This window comes from Nocardia harenae NBRC 108248 (genome assembly GCF_001612885.1).
In the GTDB taxonomy this organism is placed as follows: domain Bacteria; phylum Actinomycetota; class Actinomycetes; order Mycobacteriales; family Mycobacteriaceae; genus Nocardia; species Nocardia harenae.
The window spans coordinates 53,931-72,676 of record NZ_BDBH01000011.1 but is presented as its reverse complement, the minus strand read 5'-3'; the positions used below and the strand labels follow the sequence as shown (position 1 = coordinate 72,676).

At 69.4% G+C, this 18,746-nt stretch carries 18 protein-coding genes; 8 read left to right on the top strand and 10 right to left on the bottom strand.

The genetic code is table 11. The features are described 5' to 3' along the window. Positions 1–12: 12 nt before the first annotated feature. The 3 genes from NH2_RS21600 to NH2_RS21590 form a co-directional block, all read right to left on the bottom strand. Positions 13–1,575, bottom strand: coding sequence for a hypothetical protein (locus NH2_RS21600; protein WP_067657360.1), 1,563 nt, complete (start codon positions 1,573–1,575; stop codon positions 13–15). A gap of 131 nt (positions 1,576–1,706) precedes the next feature. Then, complete coding sequence (locus NH2_RS21595) at positions 1,707–3,509, bottom strand: ABC transporter permease family protein (RefSeq protein ID WP_067657357.1); 1,803 nt, start codon at positions 3,507–3,509, stop codon at positions 1,707–1,709. Further along, positions 3,509–4,786, bottom strand: a complete 1,278-nt coding sequence (locus NH2_RS21590) for an ABC transporter substrate-binding protein (protein WP_067657354.1) — start codon at positions 4,784–4,786, stop codon at positions 3,509–3,511. Before NH2_RS21590 ends, NH2_RS21595 begins: the two co-directional genes overlap by 1 nt. A gap of 242 nt (positions 4,787–5,028) precedes the next feature. Here NH2_RS21590 and NH2_RS21585 point away from each other — a divergent pair, with 242 nt between their 5' ends. Continuing rightward, entirely contained in the window at positions 5,029–5,679 is a 651-nt protein-coding gene (locus NH2_RS21585; RefSeq protein WP_067657351.1) for a TetR/AcrR family transcriptional regulator, read from the top strand. Between the two features lie 163 nt (positions 5,680–5,842). After that, positions 5,843–7,021 (top strand): hypothetical protein, encoded by a 1,179-nt coding sequence (locus tag NH2_RS21580; protein ID WP_067657348.1) that lies wholly within the window; start codon positions 5,843–5,845, stop codon positions 7,019–7,021. Here NH2_RS21580 and NH2_RS21575 read toward each other — a convergent pair. The 3 genes from NH2_RS21575 to NH2_RS28965 all read right to left on the bottom strand — a co-directional run bounded on the left by NH2_RS21575 (position 7,016) and on the right by NH2_RS28965 (position 9,585). Continuing rightward, positions 7,016–8,542, bottom strand: a complete 1,527-nt coding sequence (locus NH2_RS21575) for an alpha/beta hydrolase (protein WP_067657345.1) — start codon at positions 8,540–8,542, stop codon at positions 7,016–7,018. The genes NH2_RS21580 and NH2_RS21575 overlap by 6 nt on opposite strands. Positions 8,543–8,561: 19 nt before the next feature. Beyond that, the gene (locus tag NH2_RS21570; protein WP_067657342.1) at positions 8,562–9,275 is read right to left on the bottom strand and encodes a helix-turn-helix domain-containing protein; all 714 of its coding nucleotides are present in this window, start codon (positions 9,273–9,275) and stop codon (positions 8,562–8,564) included. Positions 9,276–9,348: 73 nt separating this feature from the next. Then, on the bottom strand, positions 9,349–9,585 hold the full coding sequence (locus NH2_RS28965; protein ID WP_157103907.1) for a hypothetical protein: 237 nt from the start codon (positions 9,583–9,585) through the stop codon (positions 9,349–9,351). A 153-nt stretch (positions 9,586–9,738) separates the two neighbouring features. Here NH2_RS28965 and NH2_RS30225 point away from each other — a divergent pair, with 153 nt between their 5' ends. The 4 genes from NH2_RS30225 (at position 9,739) to NH2_RS28365 (ending at position 13,690) form a co-directional block, all read left to right on the top strand. Continuing rightward, complete coding sequence (locus NH2_RS30225; protein WP_281202051.1) at positions 9,739–9,861, top strand: hypothetical protein; 123 nt, start codon at positions 9,739–9,741, stop codon at positions 9,859–9,861. A 121-nt stretch (positions 9,862–9,982) separates the two neighbouring features. After that, positions 9,983–11,071, top strand: coding sequence for a DUF4913 domain-containing protein (locus NH2_RS29950; RefSeq protein WP_245650706.1), 1,089 nt, complete (start codon positions 9,983–9,985; stop codon positions 11,069–11,071). A 14-nt stretch (positions 11,072–11,085) separates the two neighbouring features. Next, positions 11,086–11,445, top strand: coding sequence for an effector-associated constant component EACC1 (locus NH2_RS30345; RefSeq protein WP_369690057.1), 360 nt, complete (start codon positions 11,086–11,088; stop codon positions 11,443–11,445). Continuing rightward, on the top strand, positions 11,429–13,690 hold the full coding sequence (locus NH2_RS28365; RefSeq protein ID WP_084505764.1) for a caspase, EACC1-associated type: 2,262 nt from the start codon (positions 11,429–11,431) through the stop codon (positions 13,688–13,690). Before NH2_RS30345 ends, NH2_RS28365 begins: the two co-directional genes overlap by 17 nt. A gap of 35 nt (positions 13,691–13,725) precedes the next feature. Here NH2_RS28365 and mftC read toward each other — a convergent pair whose 3' ends face one another. Genes mftC through mftA form a run of 3 tightly spaced genes read right to left on the bottom strand, consistent with a single transcriptional unit; the run spans position 13,726 to position 15,267 of the window. After that, complete coding sequence (gene mftC, locus NH2_RS21560) at positions 13,726–14,907, bottom strand: mycofactocin radical SAM maturase (RefSeq protein ID WP_067657336.1); 1,182 nt, start codon at positions 14,905–14,907, stop codon at positions 13,726–13,728. Continuing rightward, entirely contained in the window at positions 14,904–15,200 is a 297-nt protein-coding gene (gene mftB, locus NH2_RS21555; protein ID WP_067657333.1) for a mycofactocin biosynthesis chaperone MftB, read from the bottom strand. The genes mftC and mftB overlap by 4 nt, the downstream gene beginning before the upstream one ends. Beyond that, on the bottom strand, positions 15,178–15,267 hold the full coding sequence (gene mftA / locus NH2_RS28960) for a mycofactocin precursor MftA (RefSeq protein ID WP_067657330.1): 90 nt from the start codon (positions 15,265–15,267) through the stop codon (positions 15,178–15,180). The genes mftB and mftA overlap by 23 nt, the downstream gene beginning before the upstream one ends. 142 nt (positions 15,268–15,409) lie before the next feature. Here mftA and NH2_RS21545 point away from each other — a divergent pair, with 142 nt between their 5' ends. Both NH2_RS21545 and NH2_RS21540 read left to right on the top strand, forming a co-directional pair. After that, positions 15,410–16,240, top strand: a complete 831-nt coding sequence (locus NH2_RS21545; protein WP_067658177.1) for an acyl-CoA thioesterase — start codon at positions 15,410–15,412, stop codon at positions 16,238–16,240. A 13-nt stretch (positions 16,241–16,253) separates the two neighbouring features. Further along, a complete protein-coding gene (locus NH2_RS21540) occupies positions 16,254–16,649 on the top strand; it encodes a DUF427 domain-containing protein (protein ID WP_067657327.1) in 396 nt (131 codons plus the stop codon). Positions 16,650–16,689: 40 nt separating this feature from the next. On the opposite strand, the gene NH2_RS21535 is transcribed toward NH2_RS21540, so the two are convergent. Continuing rightward, complete coding sequence (locus NH2_RS21535; protein WP_067657324.1) at positions 16,690–18,645, bottom strand: FAD-dependent oxidoreductase; 1,956 nt, start codon at positions 18,643–18,645, stop codon at positions 16,690–16,692. Positions 18,646–18,746: the final 101 nt, after the last annotated feature.

Sequence of the window (18,746 nt, the reverse complement as noted above, 5' to 3'; positions counted from 1 at the left end):
AGGGGCTGCGGGTCAGGCGCTGTCCGGGCGCCGGGCGATGCGGAGGTGCTGGTCGGGAAGTTCCAGTGGCGGGCGGTCCATCGGGGGCCAGGGCGGTCCCATCCGGGACGGCGGTGCCGCCGAGTTACCGGGATCGAGGAAATCGGCCGCTGCCAGCCAGCCGTCCGCCTGGCGCAGCACCAGGGCGTGGTGCAGGGGCTGCCCGGGCTCCGGCGCGACGGCGACGCCGCCGAGGGCCGGGTTGGCGCGGAGCGCCGAGCCGAGGTGGCGCAGGCAGCGGCCCTGGCCGCGCTCGTCGGCCAGGGCCAGGTAGCCGGTCCAGGCGGTGCGCCAATAACGCAGGGCCGCAGCGAGATCACCGAGCTTCCAGTGCAGGATGCCGAGGATCTCGGTGGCGTGCACGCGGCCTCCGGGGTCACGGCCGTTCTCGGTGCGGGCGAGGGCCAGTTCGAGGCGATCACCCGCGGCCTCCAGTCTGTCGCGGCGGATCTCCACCACCGCGAGGTTGATCAGGACACAGACCTCGGCGGTCAGATCCGCGCGGGGGAGCAGCCGCCAGACCCGCTCGAGCCGGCGAGCGACCTTGTCCGGGTCACCGTCGCTGTGGAAGCGGTGGAGGGCCCGGCCGTGCCGGCGCCGCGCGGCGACGGCGGTGGACCATGCCAGCGGGCGCTGGTTCTCCTGCACGTCGGCCGCCGGATTCGCGCGCAACGTCAGGAGAGCTCGGTGCAGCGGGTAGTTCTCCGTCTCGGAGCGCCCGTTGATGAGCGTGCGCAGGAGAGCGGTCCGGGAATCGTGTCCGTAGTACACGTCGAGGGCATCGATGATTCGGATCAGCTCGGGAAGCACCGCGCTGGGCAGGCGCGCGCTCGAGCACGCCCCGGTGACCAGTTCGCGTAGTTCGGACTCGGCGCCGACGAACCAGGCTCGGGCCGCCGCTCCGTGATCCGGGTGTCCGAGCGCGAGCGCCCGGGTGCTCGCGCGCTCGGCGTGCTCGCGCACGAGCGTGTGGAGCGCGGCCGCCCAGGCTGTTGTCGTGAGCACCTCGTCGCTCTCCGAGCGCGGCCGCGGGACGGTGGGGTGGTAGTGGGCGCCGCACACCGCCAGGATCCGGTCGTGCAGCAGCTGGTCCAACAGTTCGGTTGCGGTGCCGAAGGCTGGTTCCGGCGTACCGGGTGCGCGGAGCGATGTCTCTGCGTCGGCGAGTGCCGCTGTGACCGCGAGCAGCATCGCGCCGTCGTACCGCCCGACCGGCAGCCGCTGCAGAACCGCTGCCTGGTCGGGATTGCGCGCCGAGTCGATCGGCGGCGCGAGGTGGGGGGTGTGCGGCGCCAGGCCGTCCAGTTCCGCTTCCGGCTCGTCGAGGGAGTCGAGCAGGGCGCGGATTCGATCGAGCTGCTCTCCGTCGTGCCGCCGCGCGTACCACCGGTACCCGGCAACGAACACCCCGCCGACGACGAGCAGAATCCAGATCGCCCGCAGCGAGCTCGCCAGCGTCTCGACCACGTCGGTCTCCCCGAGGGAGTCGACCACCAGGGTCCGGCCGAACTCCAGGGTGAGTGCCGTGGCGACCACCGGTGTGGTGCCGACCGCGAGGCGAAACAGCGTCGAGCGTGGCTCCCCGCCCCGGCGCGGGGACGATCTCGGCGCCGCGTCCGGCTGGGCTCGGTTCGATGGATTCGGCTGCGGAGCAGCGGGTTCCGTGCTCATCGCACCGCACCCCCGGTCAGCCCGGGGACCAGCCAGCGGCGCCAGGTCAGTACCAGGACGAGCACCGGAACGGCCGCGGAGAGCAGCGACCCCGCGGCGAGCCGGGCCGAGTTCTCCTCGAACTGCCGCGCCTCACCCCAGAGCAGCAGCGACCACGGGCTCCCGCCCGCGCCACCGAGCAGGAAGCCGATGGTGAAGTCGTTCCACACCTGCACCGACTGCAGCACCGCGACGGCACCGAGCGCGGGCCATGCCGTCCTCAGCACCCGCCGTACGGCGGTGGCCTGGGTGGCGAGGCCGTGCAGGGCGGCGGCGCCCTCGGGGGCGGCGAGCAGCGCGGCGCGCAGGACGAGCACGGCGATCGGCACGCCCGCGGCGGCGTGCACCAGGATCAGCGGCGTGCGGGTGCCCGCGAGTCCGCCGTGCTCGACGACCCAGGCGATGGGACCGAGGTACGTCTGCACCGGCAGTACCGCGAGCACCACCAGCCCCGACACCGTGATCGTGGTCGGCGCCCGATCGGGGTCGGCGGCGGCGAGCCGGAGCGCGGCGGGGACGGCGGCGGTCACCACCAGTGCCGTGCTGGCCAGCGCTACCCACCCGGTGCTGCCGAGCGAGCCGAGCAGTACTCGGTCCCGGAGCAGCCCCGTCACCGCGTCGAGCTGGAAACCGTAGGGCCCCCAGAATGTCGCGGCGACCAGTACTGAGATCGGGAAGGAGCAGACGAGGAAGACCGCGGTCGCGAGGAGGCTTCGCCGTAGCGAAGGCCGGGCCCGGATCCGCTGGATCTGCGGCGCGGCGGCAGCGGTGCGCCCGCGGGTCTCGTTCTGAACGAGCCAGGCCGCCACCCCGACCAGCGCGGCGAGCGGAACCGCGTACACCGACTCCGGCCCGACGCCGGAGTCCGGATCGCTGGCCAGCCGCCACCAGAACACCGTCGCGCCCTGGTTCCACTCCTGCAGCGGCCACGGCACCCCGATGAGCACCGCGTCGAACATGCGCGCCGCCGCCACTCCGATGCCGGTGGCCAGCACGAGGATCACCGGTCGCAGCTGGTGCAGCGTGCGCGGGAGCCGGACCGACCACATGCCACCGTCGACATGCGCGGCCCGCGCCGGGGCGGCGTCGATGGCCCGGACGCCGTCGTGCAGCAGCGCGGTGGCGAAGCCGAACCAGGTCCAGACGAAGGCGACCGGGGGCAGCAGGCAGAACCACCAGAACACAGCGAGCTGCGAATCCAGGCCGAACGCGTCGGCCAGCCGCTGGAAGATCAAGCGGAAGGCGACCCCGGAGACCAGCGCCGCTACTGCGCACGGCGCCACCAGCGGCAGCCACATGTCCCACCGGCCCCGCAGCCACACCGCGAGCGTCAGCGCGACCGCGACCATCACCGCGGCGAGCAGCACCATGCACCCCGTGAACAGGTAGGCCCGCGCCCCGGCCGGGCTCAGCTCGCGCCCGACCCGGTAGCAGGCCCACGCGACCACCCCCGGTGTGGCCACCGCCGGCACGAGCCGCCAGTGTGTGTGTCGCCAGAGCCGGGCCGAAACCGCCGCCCCCGTCACCGCCGCGACAGCCACCGCACACCAGAGCGGGACAGCGGGCGTGGTCGCCACCGCGAAACCGACGGTGACCAGGGCGGGGACGATGAGCCCCGCGGTGACCAGCACAGCTGCGGGCGCGGCCCAGAGCAGGGTGAGCCGACGCAGCCGCGGCACCCCCGGCACCGGCGCGCCACGCAGGGGCCGGGTGGTCAGCACCAACCGGACACCGTGCGCATCGATGAAGGAGTTCGACATCACCGCGGCCGCCGTTCCCGCTCGTCCAGTGCCGCGACGGCCCGCTCCACGGCGGACTCCACCGGCTTCGCGCCGTCCCCGACCTCGGTGAGGAACCCGGTCAGCACCGGCCACAACCCGTGCCGCCCGCCCATGGCGCCGATCCGCTCGGACAGCTCGAAGACCGGCTCCGCGGCCGGTTCCCCGGCCAGCTCCCCGGCCACCGGCGCGAGCATCCGCGAGTAAGCCCCCTCGGTGTCCCGATGCGGCCCGATGAACCCGCCGTACCCCTCGATCCACGGCTTCGCCGCCTTGTTCCCGGCGAGCGCCGCGACCACCTCCGTCGCCGTATCGCTCGCCCGCGCGGTCACCACCGCGACATCACCCCCGACGATGTGCGGCCGGACCCCGCCGGGAGCAGGCGGGAACCAGGTGGTTCCCACGACCTCGTCGGCGCGTCTCGCGTGCCGCAGGCAGCGCCGCACGATGGGCTCGGCGAAGTCGGGCATCACCACCATGAGCGCGGTGCGGCGGTCGAACACCTCCCGGACCGCATCGGGGAACTGCCTGGTCAGCGCGTAACCGATCCCGCGCTCCGCACGAACACCCCACAGCGCGCCGAGGTTCGACAGTGCGGCCCGCACCCCGCGTCGATCCCAGCGTCGCGGCGATGTGCTCTCGGCCAGCTCGGCATAGTCGCCGGGTGCCTCGGCGAGCAGCATGTTCTCGAAACTGTCCGTCAAGGACCACCCATCGGCACCCGCGGGCGCGAGAAAGCGCACCGGCCCACCGGAGAGCTCCCCGGCCGCCGCCACCCAGTCCCGCACGCTCCACCCGGCCGGATCGCCGAGCCCGTACGTCGCCATCCCCTCCCGGTCGAACCACACCAGCGACTTGGCCGTCACCTTGAACGGCGCGCCGTAGGGCTTGCCATCGTGGAAGAGCAGCCGCTCCCAGTACTTCTCGTAGGGCGCTCCCTGCCACACCTGATCGGACGACTCCCGCAACCTCCCGCGCGCGGCGAGCGTCTGCACCTGCCCGATCTGCGGCATCATCACGATGTCCGGCGCCTCGCGCCCCGACGACCCGAACGCGGTGTCGATATCGTCGCCCAGCGGCACCACCTCGACGGTGTTCAGCTCCAAAGCGTCGAGCACGGAACGGAAAGCGGCCAGCTCACCCCCGCTCCACGCCACCGCGATCCGCACCGCCCCCGGCCCGCCGAACGGACCCGTCCCGCACCCCGCCGCCAGCGGGAGCAGCGCACCCGCCCGCAACACCGCCCTGCGTGAAACCATGCTCCCCCGATGCCGTTGCCCGACAGCCGGTCCCGATTATGCCGCGCGGGTCAGCGGCGTGGGATGGAATCCGATTCCGGGCTGGATCAGCCGGTCGCGTTCTTCGCCGGTGACCGGGATGCGGCGTGTCATCAGGCCGCCGCCTTCGGGGTCTCCATGCTCCGCCTGGTGGCGGCGCACACGTGTTGTGCGCCACTGCGCGCCGCCGTACAATGCGCTACCGCGCCGAGTAGGATGCCCTGATGCACACCAGCGAGGAGCAGCAGCCCGCCTGGAAGCAGCGTGCCGTGGAGCGGTCGCTGCGTACCGCGACGCGGCGGGCGGGCGACCGGGTGCAGAAGTTCCTGGACGCCGCGCAGGCCATCATCACCGAGAAGGGGAGCACCGATTTCACGGTGCAGGAGGTGGTCGACCGCTCTCGGCAGTCGCTGCGCAGCTTCTACCTGCAGTTCGACGGCAAGCACGAGCTGCTGCTCGCGCTCTACGAGGACGCGGTCGGCCGCACCGCCGCGCAGATCAGGGCCGCCACCGGCGCCGCCGACGACCCGGTGGCGAAGCTGCGCACCGCGGTCGAGCTGCTCTTCCAGCTCTGCCGCCCCGACCCGGAGGCGCGGCGCCCGCTCTTCACCGAGTTCGCGCCGCAGCTCATCGGCTCGCACCCGCAGGCGGTGCGCTCGGCGCACACAGCGCTCTTCACGCTCTTCTCCGACCTGCTCGTCGAGGTGCAGGAGGCGGGTGCGCTGGTGCCCGACGGCAACCCGCGCCGGCTGGCCGCGCTGACCATGCAGACGGTCATGTTCATCGCCCAGCCCTCGGATACCGACGGCGATCCCGACCCGATCACCGCCGACGAGGTCTGGCGCTTCTGCGCGCACGGTATCGCCGCGCGCTGAGCTCCCCGCTCCCGAGGCCCTGGCTCGCCGGGGCCTCGCGTTCTCGCCGAGTCACGAGAGAATCCCGCTGTGCGGGTGGGAGACGTTGCCCACCTTCACCGCTGACTCGCGTAGGCTTCGGAGCCCGGCCGTAGCCGGGGTGCGAACGAAGTGGGGGCGGCGCATGGCGGTCGAAGTGGGCGGGGTGAAGGCGGCTCCGGTGCTGATCTTCGCCCCGGGATTGGGTGCGGGGAGCGCGAATACGGCGGAGGCGCTGGCCGCGGTGCTCGCCGAGGAGATGACGCAGGCCGACGCCTGCCGCGTCTTCACGGCGGTCTCGGCGGCGGAGGTGCCCGCCCCGCCCGCGCTCACGGTCGCGCCGACCGTCGTCGACGGCGAGAACCGGCCGATACTCCAGGTTTTCGAGTACGACTACCGGAACGCGCTCGATCCCTCGACCGCGCCGGCGACGCCGTCGGTGGTCGGCGGGATGGTGAAGTCGGTGGTGCTGGCGGTTCGCGGCCTGGTTCACCTGGCGCGGGCGTGGCGCCGCCCGGCGAAGGGGCTGCGCACGAAGGTGCAACTGGCCGCGGGGATGGCCGCCGTCGGCAGCCTCGGCTTCGGCGTGCTGATCGCCGGGTACGCGCTGCTCGCCACGCTCGGCCTCGACCTGCCGCTCTGGATGTGGCTCGGCACCGAGGAGCAGAACGCCACCGCGACCTTCGGGGTGGCGACCACCGCCTCGGCGCTCACCTGGGCGGGTGTCCGGCGCCGGATTCTCGCGCTGGCCGCCGTCGCCGACCGCTTCATCCGCTACGCGCACAACGACGACAGCGTGGCGAGCACCATCACCCAGCGCCTCGACTCGGCCGTCGTCCAGCTCCGCCGCAATGGCTGGACCGGGCCGGTGCACCTGCTCGGCTACTGTTTCGGCAGCCTCGTCGTGCTGGACGCGGTGCTGCCGAGAGCGACCGACCTGCACGGCCACGCGGCCATGGACTCGGTCCAGCAGATCTGGACCGTCGGCAGCCCGCTGGACATCGTGCGGCTGTACGCGCCGTCCTTCCTCGCGGGCCGGACCGCGAGGAAACCGGATGTCTCCTGGTGCAATATCTTCAACGAGGCCGACATCCTCGCCTCCAATCTGCGGGACGCCGACGACGCGGGCGCGGGGGCCGGATCGTTCGAGCTGAACGGCGTTCGCGCCGAGTCCATCCGGTACACCGGGGAGGCGGTGGGGCCCGCGCGGCTGCTGGTCACCGCGCGGGCGCACTCCGCGTACTGGTCGACGCCGGACCGCGCGAACTGCCTGCACCCGGTGGCGCGGGCATTCCTGGCCGCCGCGGCGCGCCCGGCGTCATAGCGCGCAGCGGGCGCCGGGCTCCGGGGTCTCGAGGTCGATCAGGTAGCGGGCCACCGCGTCGTTGACGCAGGGGCTGGTGCCGCCGAGCGCGACCGTGTGCTGCTCGCCGTCGACGGTGAGCAGGGCGCCGCCGAGGGTCTCGGCCAGGCCGACGCTGCCCGGGTAGGGGGTGGAGGGGTCGCCGGTGACGCCGATGGTGAGGGTGGGCGGGAGGCCGTCGATGCCGGTGGCGTACGGGTAGCCGAGAGTGGGCTCGGCGGGCCAGGATTCGCACGGGTCGCGGGCGCCGTCGGGGCCGAGACCGGTGTCCAGGAAGGGAGCTACCTGCTGGATCCGCCCCTTCAGCTCGACCTCCTGCTCGGGGGTGTGGCGCTGCTCGTCCAGGCAGTTGATGGCGAAGAGCGCCTCGGTGAAGTTGCCGTAGCGGCCGTCGGCGCCGCGGCCGCCGAAGGCGTCGCCGATGGCGGCCAGCGTGTCGCCGCGGCCCTCGCGGAGTTCGGCGATGCCCTTCCAGATCACCGGCCACGCCCTGGCGTCGTAGAGTCCGGCGATCACGCTGCCGGTGGCGCCGTCGTACTCCAGCGGCCTGCCGTCGGCGATGGTGACCGGTCGGTCGAGCAGCGGGCGGGTCAGCTCCTGGAAGACGGTGGTGGCGCGGGCGGGGTCGGGGCCGAGCGGGCAGTCCGGGGTGGCGGCGCAGGCGGCGGCCATGGCCTCGAAGGAGCGCTGGAAGCCGGTGTACTGGGTGATCCGGCGCTCGTCGGTGCCGAGCCGCGGGTCGATGGCGCTGTCCAGGACGACCGCGCGCACCCGCTCCGGGAAGGTCTCGGCGTAGACCGCGCCGAGCCGGGTGCCGTAGCTCTGGCCGAGGAAGCTCAGCTTCTCGTCGCCGAGCGCCGCGCGCAGGATGTCCATGTCGCGCACCGCATCCCTGGTCCCGACGTGCGCCAGGACCTCCATCCCGCCGGAGCCTTCGGCGCAGCGCTCGACCAGGCGGCGGGTGTCGTCGGCGGTGAGCTTCTTCGGGCCGATGAGGACCGAGGTGGTCGCCTGGCCCGCGTCGATCTCGGCGTCGGTGAAGCAGTCCACCGCGGGGGTGGAGGCACCGACGCCGCGCGGGTCGAAGCCGATGAGGTCGAAGCGCTCGGTGACCGGGCTCTGCGCCAGGGTCTGCGCGCCGACCGCGGCCATGCTCATGCCGGGGCCGCCGGGGCCGCCGGGGTTGAGCAGCAGTGAACCGATTCGCTCGCCGCGGGCGGGGGCCTTCAGCACCGCGATGCTCAGGGTGCGGCCGTCCGGGTCGGCGTGGTCGAGCGGGACCTCGAGGCGGGCGCACCGGAGTGCGGGATTGCCGGTGATGGCCTGGTCGTCGGCGGCGGTGGTGGCGTAGCCGGTGCACGGGCCGAAGGTGAGGTCCTGGTCGTAGAAGCGGCCGAGGTCCGGCTCGCCGCCGCAACCGGCGAGGCCGAGTGCCAGCGGGATCGCCGCGGCCAGTGCCGCGATCCGGGCGAAGCTGCGCATGGGTGTCCCCTCGTTGGATTCAGTCGCTCTGCAGGCCGAGGCCGATGTGCCGCATGACCTGGAGCTGGGCCGGGTTGTAGAGATCGCGCAGCGCGACGCCGATGGTCTGCGCGGCGCGCTGCGGGGGCAGATCGAGATCGCGGAGGTCCGGGTGCTCGGCGAGCACCTCGCGAATCCGCGGGAGCATGCGTTCGGCCAGGTCCCGCGTGGTCTCGGCGTCGGCGTCGGCGGGCAGGTCGTCGAACTCGCGGTCGACCTCGGTGGAGTCGCCCGCCCGGAGCAGCTCGGCGTAGGAGTCGAGCTGGTCGCCGGTGAGCAGCCTGCTCATCACCGTCACCAGGCCCCGGTCGGCGCCGGAGAGGTTGGCGTCGGCGGCGGCCAGCGCCAGCTCCGGCGGCAGGTCGGTGGGCGGGGCGTGCCGGAGCAGCAGGCCGAGCTCCACCCTGGCCCGCTGCAACCTCTCGATGGTCGCCTCCAGCTCCTTGTCCAGTGCGCGCAGCGCCGCCTCGGGATGGTCGTCGGCATCGCCCATCTCGGCGATCTGCGGCAGCGAGAAGCCCAGGTCGGTGAGGCGCTTGATCTGCAGCAGCCGCACCAGGTGCCGCACGCCGTAGTGCTTGTAGTTGTTGCTGCCGCGCTCGGGCTCGGGCAGCAGCCCGACGTCGTGGTAGTGCCGCACCGTGCGCAGGCTGGTGCCGGCGAGCTCGGCGAGCTGCCTGGTGCTCCACCCCATGCTGTCCTCCTCGGGTCGGTCGGTGCGGCCAGTCTCGGGTGTGCCGTAGCGGCACAGTCAAGGGTGATCCGGATCATGCCCGGAATGTCCTGAGTATGCCGTTGCGGGCGGGGGTGTCATCGGTGCCGTGCGATCGATGGACCGCCTCACCCCGCTCGCCGACGGCGATATCGAGATGCTCCTGCGGCACACCGGAGCCGATGTGGCGCACCTGCGAGCCCTGAGTGGCCCCCACTGCAGCTCGGCACGCAGGTGCACCGACCACTACACGCAGCTCGTGCGAGCCGAGCTGCACCTGAGCCTTGAGCACGGCACCCCGATGGATGACTGCGCGCGAGCGCGCCCAGACCGCCGCGCTCTGCCACAGCGAAGAGGGATTCGTCCCGCTCGCCAACGAGCAGCCGCTGCTCGGCTCCTACCCCCGGGACCCCAACCCGGAGGCGCAGGGCATCCAGCCGGACTCGTGCTACGGCCCGCGCCCGGGTCGTTCGGGACGGCACAGTACGACCCGCACACCGGGAACTACCTCGGGCTGGACGGAAAGCAGTACCAGCAGATGGATCTCGCCGGCACGGCCGCGGTGTGAACGGAGATGCTCCCGCACTGAGTTGACTGTGCGGGATTTAGATCAACGTCGTGCTGAGACAGGCCCAGGGTGGTATCGTCACAGTCTGCTCGGTTTCGTAGCTCGCCGGTTGGGGGATGACGTGCTTCAAGAGCCGACGGTCTATCCAACGGTTGTGGAATTTGTTGAAAACTATTTCACCATTGTTTATCGACGCCAGGTCACCGATTTGAACGACACGGTATGGTGTCCCGAATGGTATAAGCACGCAGAAGCATTTGCGCGGCTTGATGCCCTCTGGCGGGCATGGGAGCACTATCGCCTGAACAGTGAGACCGGGATGGGTGTCTGGCTTCTCGATCACGCAGCACCTCATATGGCAATCCTGACCGACCAGGAAGGCCCATTTCGCTACTGCAGTGTTCGGAGCGGTCACCAGTACACGCTGACCCCCTTGCCGGTCACCTTGCCGCCGGCAGGGTATCGCAGTGAGAGTGGCGAAACGGCCGGATCGCCGTGCTTCTATTCGAGCGTTTCGGAATTTGTAGCGGAATATTTCTCGATTGTTTATCAGCGACAAGTATTCGACAGAAGTGATGCTGTTTGGTGTCCGGAATGGTGGAGACACCAAGAAGCTACGTTGCGTCTGGAGTCGGCATGGCGTGCATGGGAGCACTTTCGGTTAGATAGTGCTACCGGAATGTCGGTATGGTTACTGGACCATGCGGATCCCCACTTGAATAGGTTGATCGACCAGCGAGGTCCATTTCGGTACTGCAGTGTAAGAAAGGGGCACGAGGAGAAGCTTCAGCCGCTTCCGATGGATGACTACCGCGAGGTTTTTCAGTCAACTCCCGATCTGGCTCGCGAACCGCACAATGAAGAACTCGAATATCCAAAAGCTCTTGACTTCTTCGAACAATATTTCGCTCCGATGTATCGAAGGCAAGTGTATGGATTGAACGACACAGTTTGGTGCCCGCGCTGGTGGATGCACGCCGAAGCCTACGTTCGGGTCGACTCTTTGTGGCGCTCGTGGGAGTACTACCGGAAGACAGGCTCCGCCGGAATGAGTACGTGGTTGCTCGATTTTGTCGATCCAAATATGAGAGAGCTGCTCGACCGGCGGGGTCCTTTCAAATACTGTAGCGTGACGAAGGGGCACAGCGATCAACTGAGCCCGCTGCCGGTCAAAACGCCGAATTTTGACCTTTCGTTTTTGACAGAATAATTGAAATTAGCTTTATGACTGAAAGGGACACTGTGGCTTGTCGCATCTTGATCTCAGAGCCGAGCGAGCTGTTATCTCTCAAGAAATACGTTCAGTCAGTGGGGAATGTGTCCGTCGATAGGGTGCATGGCGACGTCGGCGCGGGTCACCTCGGAGCCGTAGATCATATCGAAATTGCTGCCGGAACTGTCGCTGTAATTGGTGTCGCACTGAGGGCCCTGCCTGAGTTCATCAGGTCCCGCCGTTCGGATGTCTCTTTGACTATTCGATTAGACTCGAATGTCGACGAGCACCGTCAACTTACCTTAAATGTAAAGAATCTGGCGGGCGCAGACGATTTAATCGAGAAATTTCTAGATGGCCGACGCGATTGACGGCGATTTTTCGCGGTCGCAAGCGATTCTAATCGGCGCCTCTGACTATCGGCAACTCGCGCCGGTCCCTGCTGCAAGAAACAGTTTGGAGCGAATGCGAAGCGTGCTGACTGGGCCGCTGTGCGGTTGGCCGGCCGACCGCGTTCAGGTCTCGTTCAATCATCGTGTCGCCGGGGATCTTCCAGATCTCCTGGTTGAAAAGTTCGAGGCCGCTACCGACGTAGCACTCTTCTACTTCGTTGGTCATGGGCAGTTGGATCCCGATGATAATCTTTGTCTGGCCCTGTGCGATACGAGTACCAAGCCGGCAAGACGAAGAACAACAAGCCTGACTTTTGAAGACGTCAGAAATGCCTTCCGTATGAGTAAAGCCGTCATTAAAATAGCAATTGTCGATTGCTGCTTTGCGGGAATGGCAGTTGACAGTGCGAGCCGGCTCTCGGGGGTGCTGGAAATTGCTAGCCCTCCGCCGGGGACCCACTTGATGATGGCTAGTGGTCCGTACTCCACTGCTTGGTATCAGGTCGCAGGGGATAATCTGCAGCCGCAGACCTACTTCACTAAGTACCTCATCGATGTAGTGGAGCGTGGGGCACCCAATAGATCTCCCGGGTTGACTCTCGGTCATATTTTCGAGCGTACTGCAGATCTCCTAGTCAGGGACGGAAAACCTGCCCCGGCGTGTCAGGTCTTCGACCGAGCGGCTCAGTTTGTTTTCTCGCGTAACACCGCTACGAGAGCATCCGCGGGGTGGTTGCCGATTGATGCCAAAGCGGATGCGCTGGCGACCAGTGGTGAACTTGCGCCGCTGACGGAAGCCACAGCGATCACCAGGGCAAACGAACTTGGTCTGAATTTGACCAAGGACTGTGAGCCGGGAGTGCGAATCGGAATCTCCGTTTCCGGTGGAATGTTGATGTATGGCTCTTACGAGCAAACTCATCTGGACATTTGGGGTTTGCGTCATGGCAAGACTTCTGCTCGTGTAATACCCACGGTTCTCGACGCCCCTGGCGCCGTGTTTGTTGCCTCCAGTCAGGCAGACGTGGTTGAGGCTACTCGAGAGTTCAGGCAAGAGGCAGGAAGTCCGGTCTTCGTCTTCGATCCGCAAGGCGTGGTCGGTGAGATCCCTTCGTGGTATTGGAGTCCGATCAGTTGGGTACGCGGTGAGGAGCCGCTCTCGTTGGCTACTGCGGAACTCCGCGCGGCCAAATTGGCGGCACACTTCGCCAATAGTGTGGATGGTCGTGACGAGGCAGCGGATGGATCTTTCAACGCTGAGGGAGAGGACCTGCTGGCGGGGCTGATCCTCGCTGCCGCGTTGTCCGATTATTCAATTCGGGCGGTATGGGAGTGGCTTGCGGATTCACTGGACGATAGCCCTGTACAGGTATTTCCATCCATGCACCACGGAGGATTGCCTGCTGCATCGGGGCTGCGAGCTATCTATAACACGGATGTACGGACCCGAAACCGAATTTTCGGGGCTGCGAAGCGAATGGCTCGTTGTCTCCAGTTATCAAGTATCTATGACTGGGTGGAGGTTCGGTCGGATCGTGTAGCACTGGACTTGGATTCGTTGATCGCATACAACGGCACGTTGTATGCGCTGTCGCTAGAAGGCCGAGGAAGTGCGGCACCACTGGTCAGTGCTTTGGCGGAGGCTGTGGTGGACGCTGCATTGGCGCGCGCCGCCGGGACAAATCGAGGGCGTCTGCGGGTTCCGGTGATTGCGGTGTTCGACGAGGCGGCCCATGTCGTCCGCTGGCGCGACCTGCCGCAGGTATATCGCAGAGTCGGTTTACGCGGCGTAGTGGTGATCACCTTGCTCGATTCGTGGGAGCAAGGGAAGCTCTGCTGGGGCGAGAATGGGATGACCGCTCTCTGGGCGGCGGCGGACCTTCGTGTGGTTGGCGGCGGTCTCGATAATGTGGAGTTCTTGCGCGAGCGGTTGCGTGCAACCACTGACGATTCCGGTCGCGACGAGGTTCCTACCTCGAACGGCGAACTCGGGCCGGACCTCGGTATGCGAAGCCGTTTCACTCTGGCGGATTTCATGGGGCTTCCTCGTGGGCGAGTGGTGATCTTCCCGTCCGGTAGCAAGCCCGTACTGGTGCGAACCGTCCCTTGGTGGGAGACGCGGCACGCCCCGATAATCCCGGAGCGGTACGCGTTGCAAGCTGTCCGCAGCGGTACACCGCCACTCCGCGCCGCTGATGCCGACGACGCCGATGGGGAGGAATGACCTTTGCAAGGTCACTCCTCTCTCCTCGGTAGCCTTTAACGTCCGAGATCGGCCAGGGGGCTGGTATCGCAGGCCCTACCGGCAGTGGTCGCCGCGGGCCGCTGAACGGTCGGCAACCCGAGCCCGACCGTCGCCTTGCGCCCGCGCCGCGAGTGATCCTTGTCCGGCTTCGGCGCGGCCCCCACCGTCACCAGCTCCGCATTCCCGCGCACGCACTCCGGATCCGGCCCGTCCAGCGGCATTCCGGTGAAGAACTTCGCCGCCATGCACCCGCCCTTGCACGAGTCGTATGCCGAGCAGGAGACGCAGGCCCCGCCGGTCTGCGGCTCGCGCAGCCGGGTGAAGAGCTCGGAGCGGCGCCAGACGGACTCGAACCCGCCCGGATCGCGAACATTGCCCGCGAGGAATTCGTCGTGGATGGCGAAGGGGCAGGCGTACACGTCGCCGACCGGGTCGATGAGGCACACCACGCGCCCCGCGCCGCACAGGTTCAACCCGGGCAGCGGGGTGGAGCCGAGCGCGTTCAGGTGGAAGAACGAATCACCGGTGAGCACCTTCTCGCCATTGGCGACCAGCCAGTCGTAGATGGCCAGCTGCTGATCGGTGGTCGGATGCAGCTCCGGCCACACGTCGGCACCGCGCCCGGACGGCCGCAGCCGGGTGATCCGCAACTGCGCCCCGAAGCGGTCGGCGATCGCCTTGAACTCGTCCAGCTGCGCGACATTGTGCCTGGTCATCACCACGGAGATCTTGAAGTTCTCGAACCCGGCATCGGCGAGATTTCCCATCGCCCGGTACGCCATGTCGAACGACCCCGGCCCGCGCACCGCGTCGTTGACCTCGGCGGTGGCACCGTCCATGGAGATCTGCACGTCGACGTAGTCGGTCGCCGCGAGCTGCTTGGCCCGCGCCGCGTTCAGCCGCACCCCGTTGGTGGAGAACTTCACCCCGACGCCGTGATCGACGGAGTAGTCGAGCAGCTCCCAGAAATCGGGCCGCACGGTGGGCTCGCCGCCGCCCATATTGACGTAGAAGACCTGCATGCGCTGCAACTCGTCGATCACCGCCTTGCACTCGGCGGTGCTCAGCTCGCGCGGATCGCGCCTGCCGGAGGAGGAGAGGCAGTGCTCGCAGGCGAGGTTGCAGGCGTAGGTGAGCTCCCAGGTGAGGCAGATGGGGGCGTCCAGGCCGTGTTCGAAGTGCTCGACGAGTTTCATGGTCGCTCCTGGATGGTCCCGGCGTCGGCGAGGCCCGCGAGCGCTCGCAGATAGTGGTCGTGCGAAGGGGCGGGCACCCCCGCCGCGGTGAGCGCGCTGGCCGCGTCGGGCTGCTCCGCGAGCGCGCGGACCACCGCCACCAGCAGCGGCGTCTTCAGGAACGAGAGCCTGCGGGTGCCGTAGTCGTAGAGCAGCGCGCCGAACGGCTCGGGCCGCACCGACACCGACGGTGCCAGTGCGTAGGCCCGGGCCGGGTCGAACGGCGGTCGATCAGTAGACACCGCACATGCCATCGATCGAGACCTCCTCGACCAGCACGTCCTCCTCGACCAGGGCTTCGGTCTTCGGGTCCTCGGTCATCTGCGTCTCCTTCCGGGGTCGGTGTGGCTCCGAGCATAATGTCAGTTGGTGTCGAAAAGGAAGAGAATCTGATTTCCGAAACTGAACTACACTGTTGCCGGAGTGGAGGAGGTGCGGAGTGACGGAGTCGTCGGTCCGGCGCATGCTGGAGATCTTCGACGTCGAGCCCGTGGGCGCCCGCCGCTTCTCCGGGGGCAGCGACGGCGGCTCGCGCCGGGTGGTCGACGGCACCCAGTTGCTGGCCCAGGCGCTGGTCGCGGCAGCGAAGACGTTCGGGGACAAGGTGATCCGCTCCGGGCACGCCACCTTCTCGCGCGCGGTGGATCCTGAGCGGCCGGTGGAGTTCGTGGTGGAGGAGACGCACCGCGGCCGCTCCATGGCGAGCGCGGTGGTCGGGGTGGAGCAGGGCGGGCGGCGCTGCGCCACCGTCTCGGTGCTCGCCGACACCCCGACGGCCGACGTCGTGCGGCACCACGTGCCGCGCCCCGAGGTGCCCGGTCCGGCGGAGGCCGTCTCCGCCGATATGCCGCTGACCGGCCGTGACCTGCGCATCGTCGGTGTGGCGGATGTGAACGACCCGGACGAGGTCGGCCCGCCGGAGCTGCACGCCTGGCTGCGCTACGACCCGATCCCGGACCGTGACGACCTGGCCAAGGCGCTGCTCGCGCACTTCACCGGCCACCTCTCGGTCGCCGCCACGCTGCGCGCGCACGCAGGGGTCGGCACCGCGCAGGCGCACCACACCCTCTCCACCGCGCCGATGACGGTGGCGGTGCGCTTCCACGAGCCCGCCGGGTGGGACGGGTGGTTACTGTATTCACACGAGAGCATCCAGGTCGGTGCGGGCATGTCCTGTGTGCGCGGGCTGGTGCACACCGAGGACGGGCGGCTCGTCGCCTCCTTCACCCAGGAGGCCATGATCCGCCCGCTGCGCGGGGACGACACCGCCATCCCGGCGGAAGCCCGGCTGTGAGAAGGGAATAGCGATGACCGATCACCCCGGCTTCCTGACCCGCCCCGACTACCGGGTCGACATCCACGCCCGCCGCAACCTGATCACCGTGCACCACGACGAGCGGCTGGTCGCGGAGAGCATCCGCGCGCTGCTGGTGGACGAGCAGGACCACGGGCTGGTCTTCTACCTGCCGCGCGCCGACGTCCGGGTGCAGCTGGTCGCCGACGAGTCGCGCGCGAGCACCTGCCCCTTCAAGGGCGCCGCCACCTACTGGCGCTTCGACGGCGACGGCGGCGAGGCGATCGTGTGGAGCTACGAGGACCCGGCGCCGCAGGTGGCGCGGCTGCGCGGGCACGTCGCCTTCTTCCAGGACCGGGTGCACCTGCGGGTCGGGGTGGCGACCCCGGCGGTGAGCGGCCGGGACTGAGCCGGCGGGGGTCGAGCCCCGGCGGCACCTCGGCCGGGGCCTAGCCGAGCGTGGCCGCCAGCCTGCCTGCGTTCATCCACCCGATCGCCTCGATCGAGACCATCGGGTTCACCCCGGACGCGGTGGGGAAGCAGGAGGCATCGGCCACCACCAGGTTCGGCACCTCCCAGGTGGCGCCGTCCGGATTCAGCGCGGAGTGCTCGGCGCTGCCGCCCATCCGCGCCGAGCCCATGATGTGCAGCGCCGCCATGGCGCACTGGCCGGGGCCGTACCCGGCGCTCGCGCAGCGGGCCGCGAAGCCGGCGTGGTCGCCGCGCCGCCCCGGCTCGTAGGAGGCGCCGGACTGGTGCCCGGAGTTGATCGCCCGCGCGCCCGCCGCCTCCAGGATCTCGGCGGCGCCGATGATGCCGCGGTGCAGGTGCGCGCGGTCCCTGGCGGAGAGCGTGTAGTGCACGATCGCCTCGCCCGCTCTGTCGACGGTCACCCGCCCGTGGTCGCGGTCCCTGGTGATCACGCCGATGGCGGCGGTGCCGGCGAGATTCAGCATGGCGTCCCGGTGCGCGTCGGCGCCGAGCCAGTTCATGAAGCCGACCAGCATGCCCGGGTGCATCGGGCCGGTCTCGTAGATGACGCCGTACCCGGCGCCGTCCAGATCCGCGTGCTGCCTGCAGATCCGGGTCTGCAGCCCGCCCTCCCACGGCCTGATCTCCTCGTCGAAGGCGCCGAAGACCGCCGAGGCCGGGTGCAGCCGCAGGTAGTCGCCGATGTTCTTGTTCCGCAGCCCGGAGCGGCGCAGCAGCGCGGGGGTCTGGACGGCGCCCGCGGCGACCACCACCGCCCTGGCCCGCACGGTGAACTCGGCGCCCGCCGCGGTGCGCGCGGTGACGCCGGTGGCCCGGCCCGCGCGCACCTCCACCCGGCGCACGTCGGCGCCGACCACCAGCCGGGCGCCGCGCTCGGCGGCATCGCGCAGCCAGGTCTTGGTCGCCGACTGCTTGGCGCCGATCCGGCAGCCGTAGCCGCAGCGGCCGCACTCGGTGCCCGCGTCGCAGGCATCGGTGACATTGCGCGGCAGCGTGTCCAGCTCCCAGCCGAGCGCGGTGACGCCGCGCGCTAGCACGCCGTCCCGGGCCGAGAGCGGAGAGCGCTCCGCGGTGACGGCGATCCGGCGCACCACCTCGTCCATGGCGGCGCCGTACTCCTCGCCGGCGAATTGCTCCGCGCCGAGCGCCGCCCACTCCGCGCGCACCGGGTCGGGGGTGCGCAGCGCGGTGCTCCAGTTCACGACGGTGCCACCGCCGAGGCAGCTCCCGGCCACCAGGGTCAGCTGGCCCTCGGTGGTGGCCTGCGGGCCGGGGGAGTAGAGCCGGGTCAGCGCGTCGAGCTCGCCGGTGCCGAAATCGGCGTCGTCGTAGTACTCGCCGCGCTCCAGCACCACCACGTCCAGCCCGGCGGCGGCCAGCCTGGCCGCGGCCGCGCCGCCACCCGCGCCGGAGCCGACCACGACCACATCGCACTCGAGCGCCTCGGAACCGCTCGGCCGCAGTGGTTTCAGCGCGGGCCGCGGCGCCGTCTCCAGCGGGCCCGGCGCGGCCGGATACCCCATCGCCTTCCACAGCGGGTTGTCGCCGTGCGGGCCGGGGGTGGTGTAGTACGAGAGCAGCGCGGCCTGCTTGAGCGCCTGGAAGATCGCGCGCTTGGGGGCGAGCCGGGAGTTGCCGAGCCCGAGCAGCAGCCGCTCCCGCTCGGCCCGCGTGCGCGCCGAGAAGCGGCCGGGCGCGCCGCCGGTGAGCAGCGCCAGCAGCGGGGAGTCCCAGATCCCGAGCAGGGCGGCGAGCTGCCTGCCCTCCGCGGCGCGCGGATTGCGGGCGAGCAGCCGCAGGACGACGTCGGGCACGCCGAGCTCGGAGGCGGAGGGCAGGGCGCTGCCGTCCCCCGGTGCGAACGTGTCGCAGATCAGCGTGAGGGCTGCGCGCTGACGTGCGGTGAGATCCATGCGAACTCCCGGCAGTATGTGAATCATGACTCACATCAATAGGCTGGGGCGAACCCTACTCTCGTTGAAGCTGGAGAGTAAAGCGGCATAGACCAGGATGT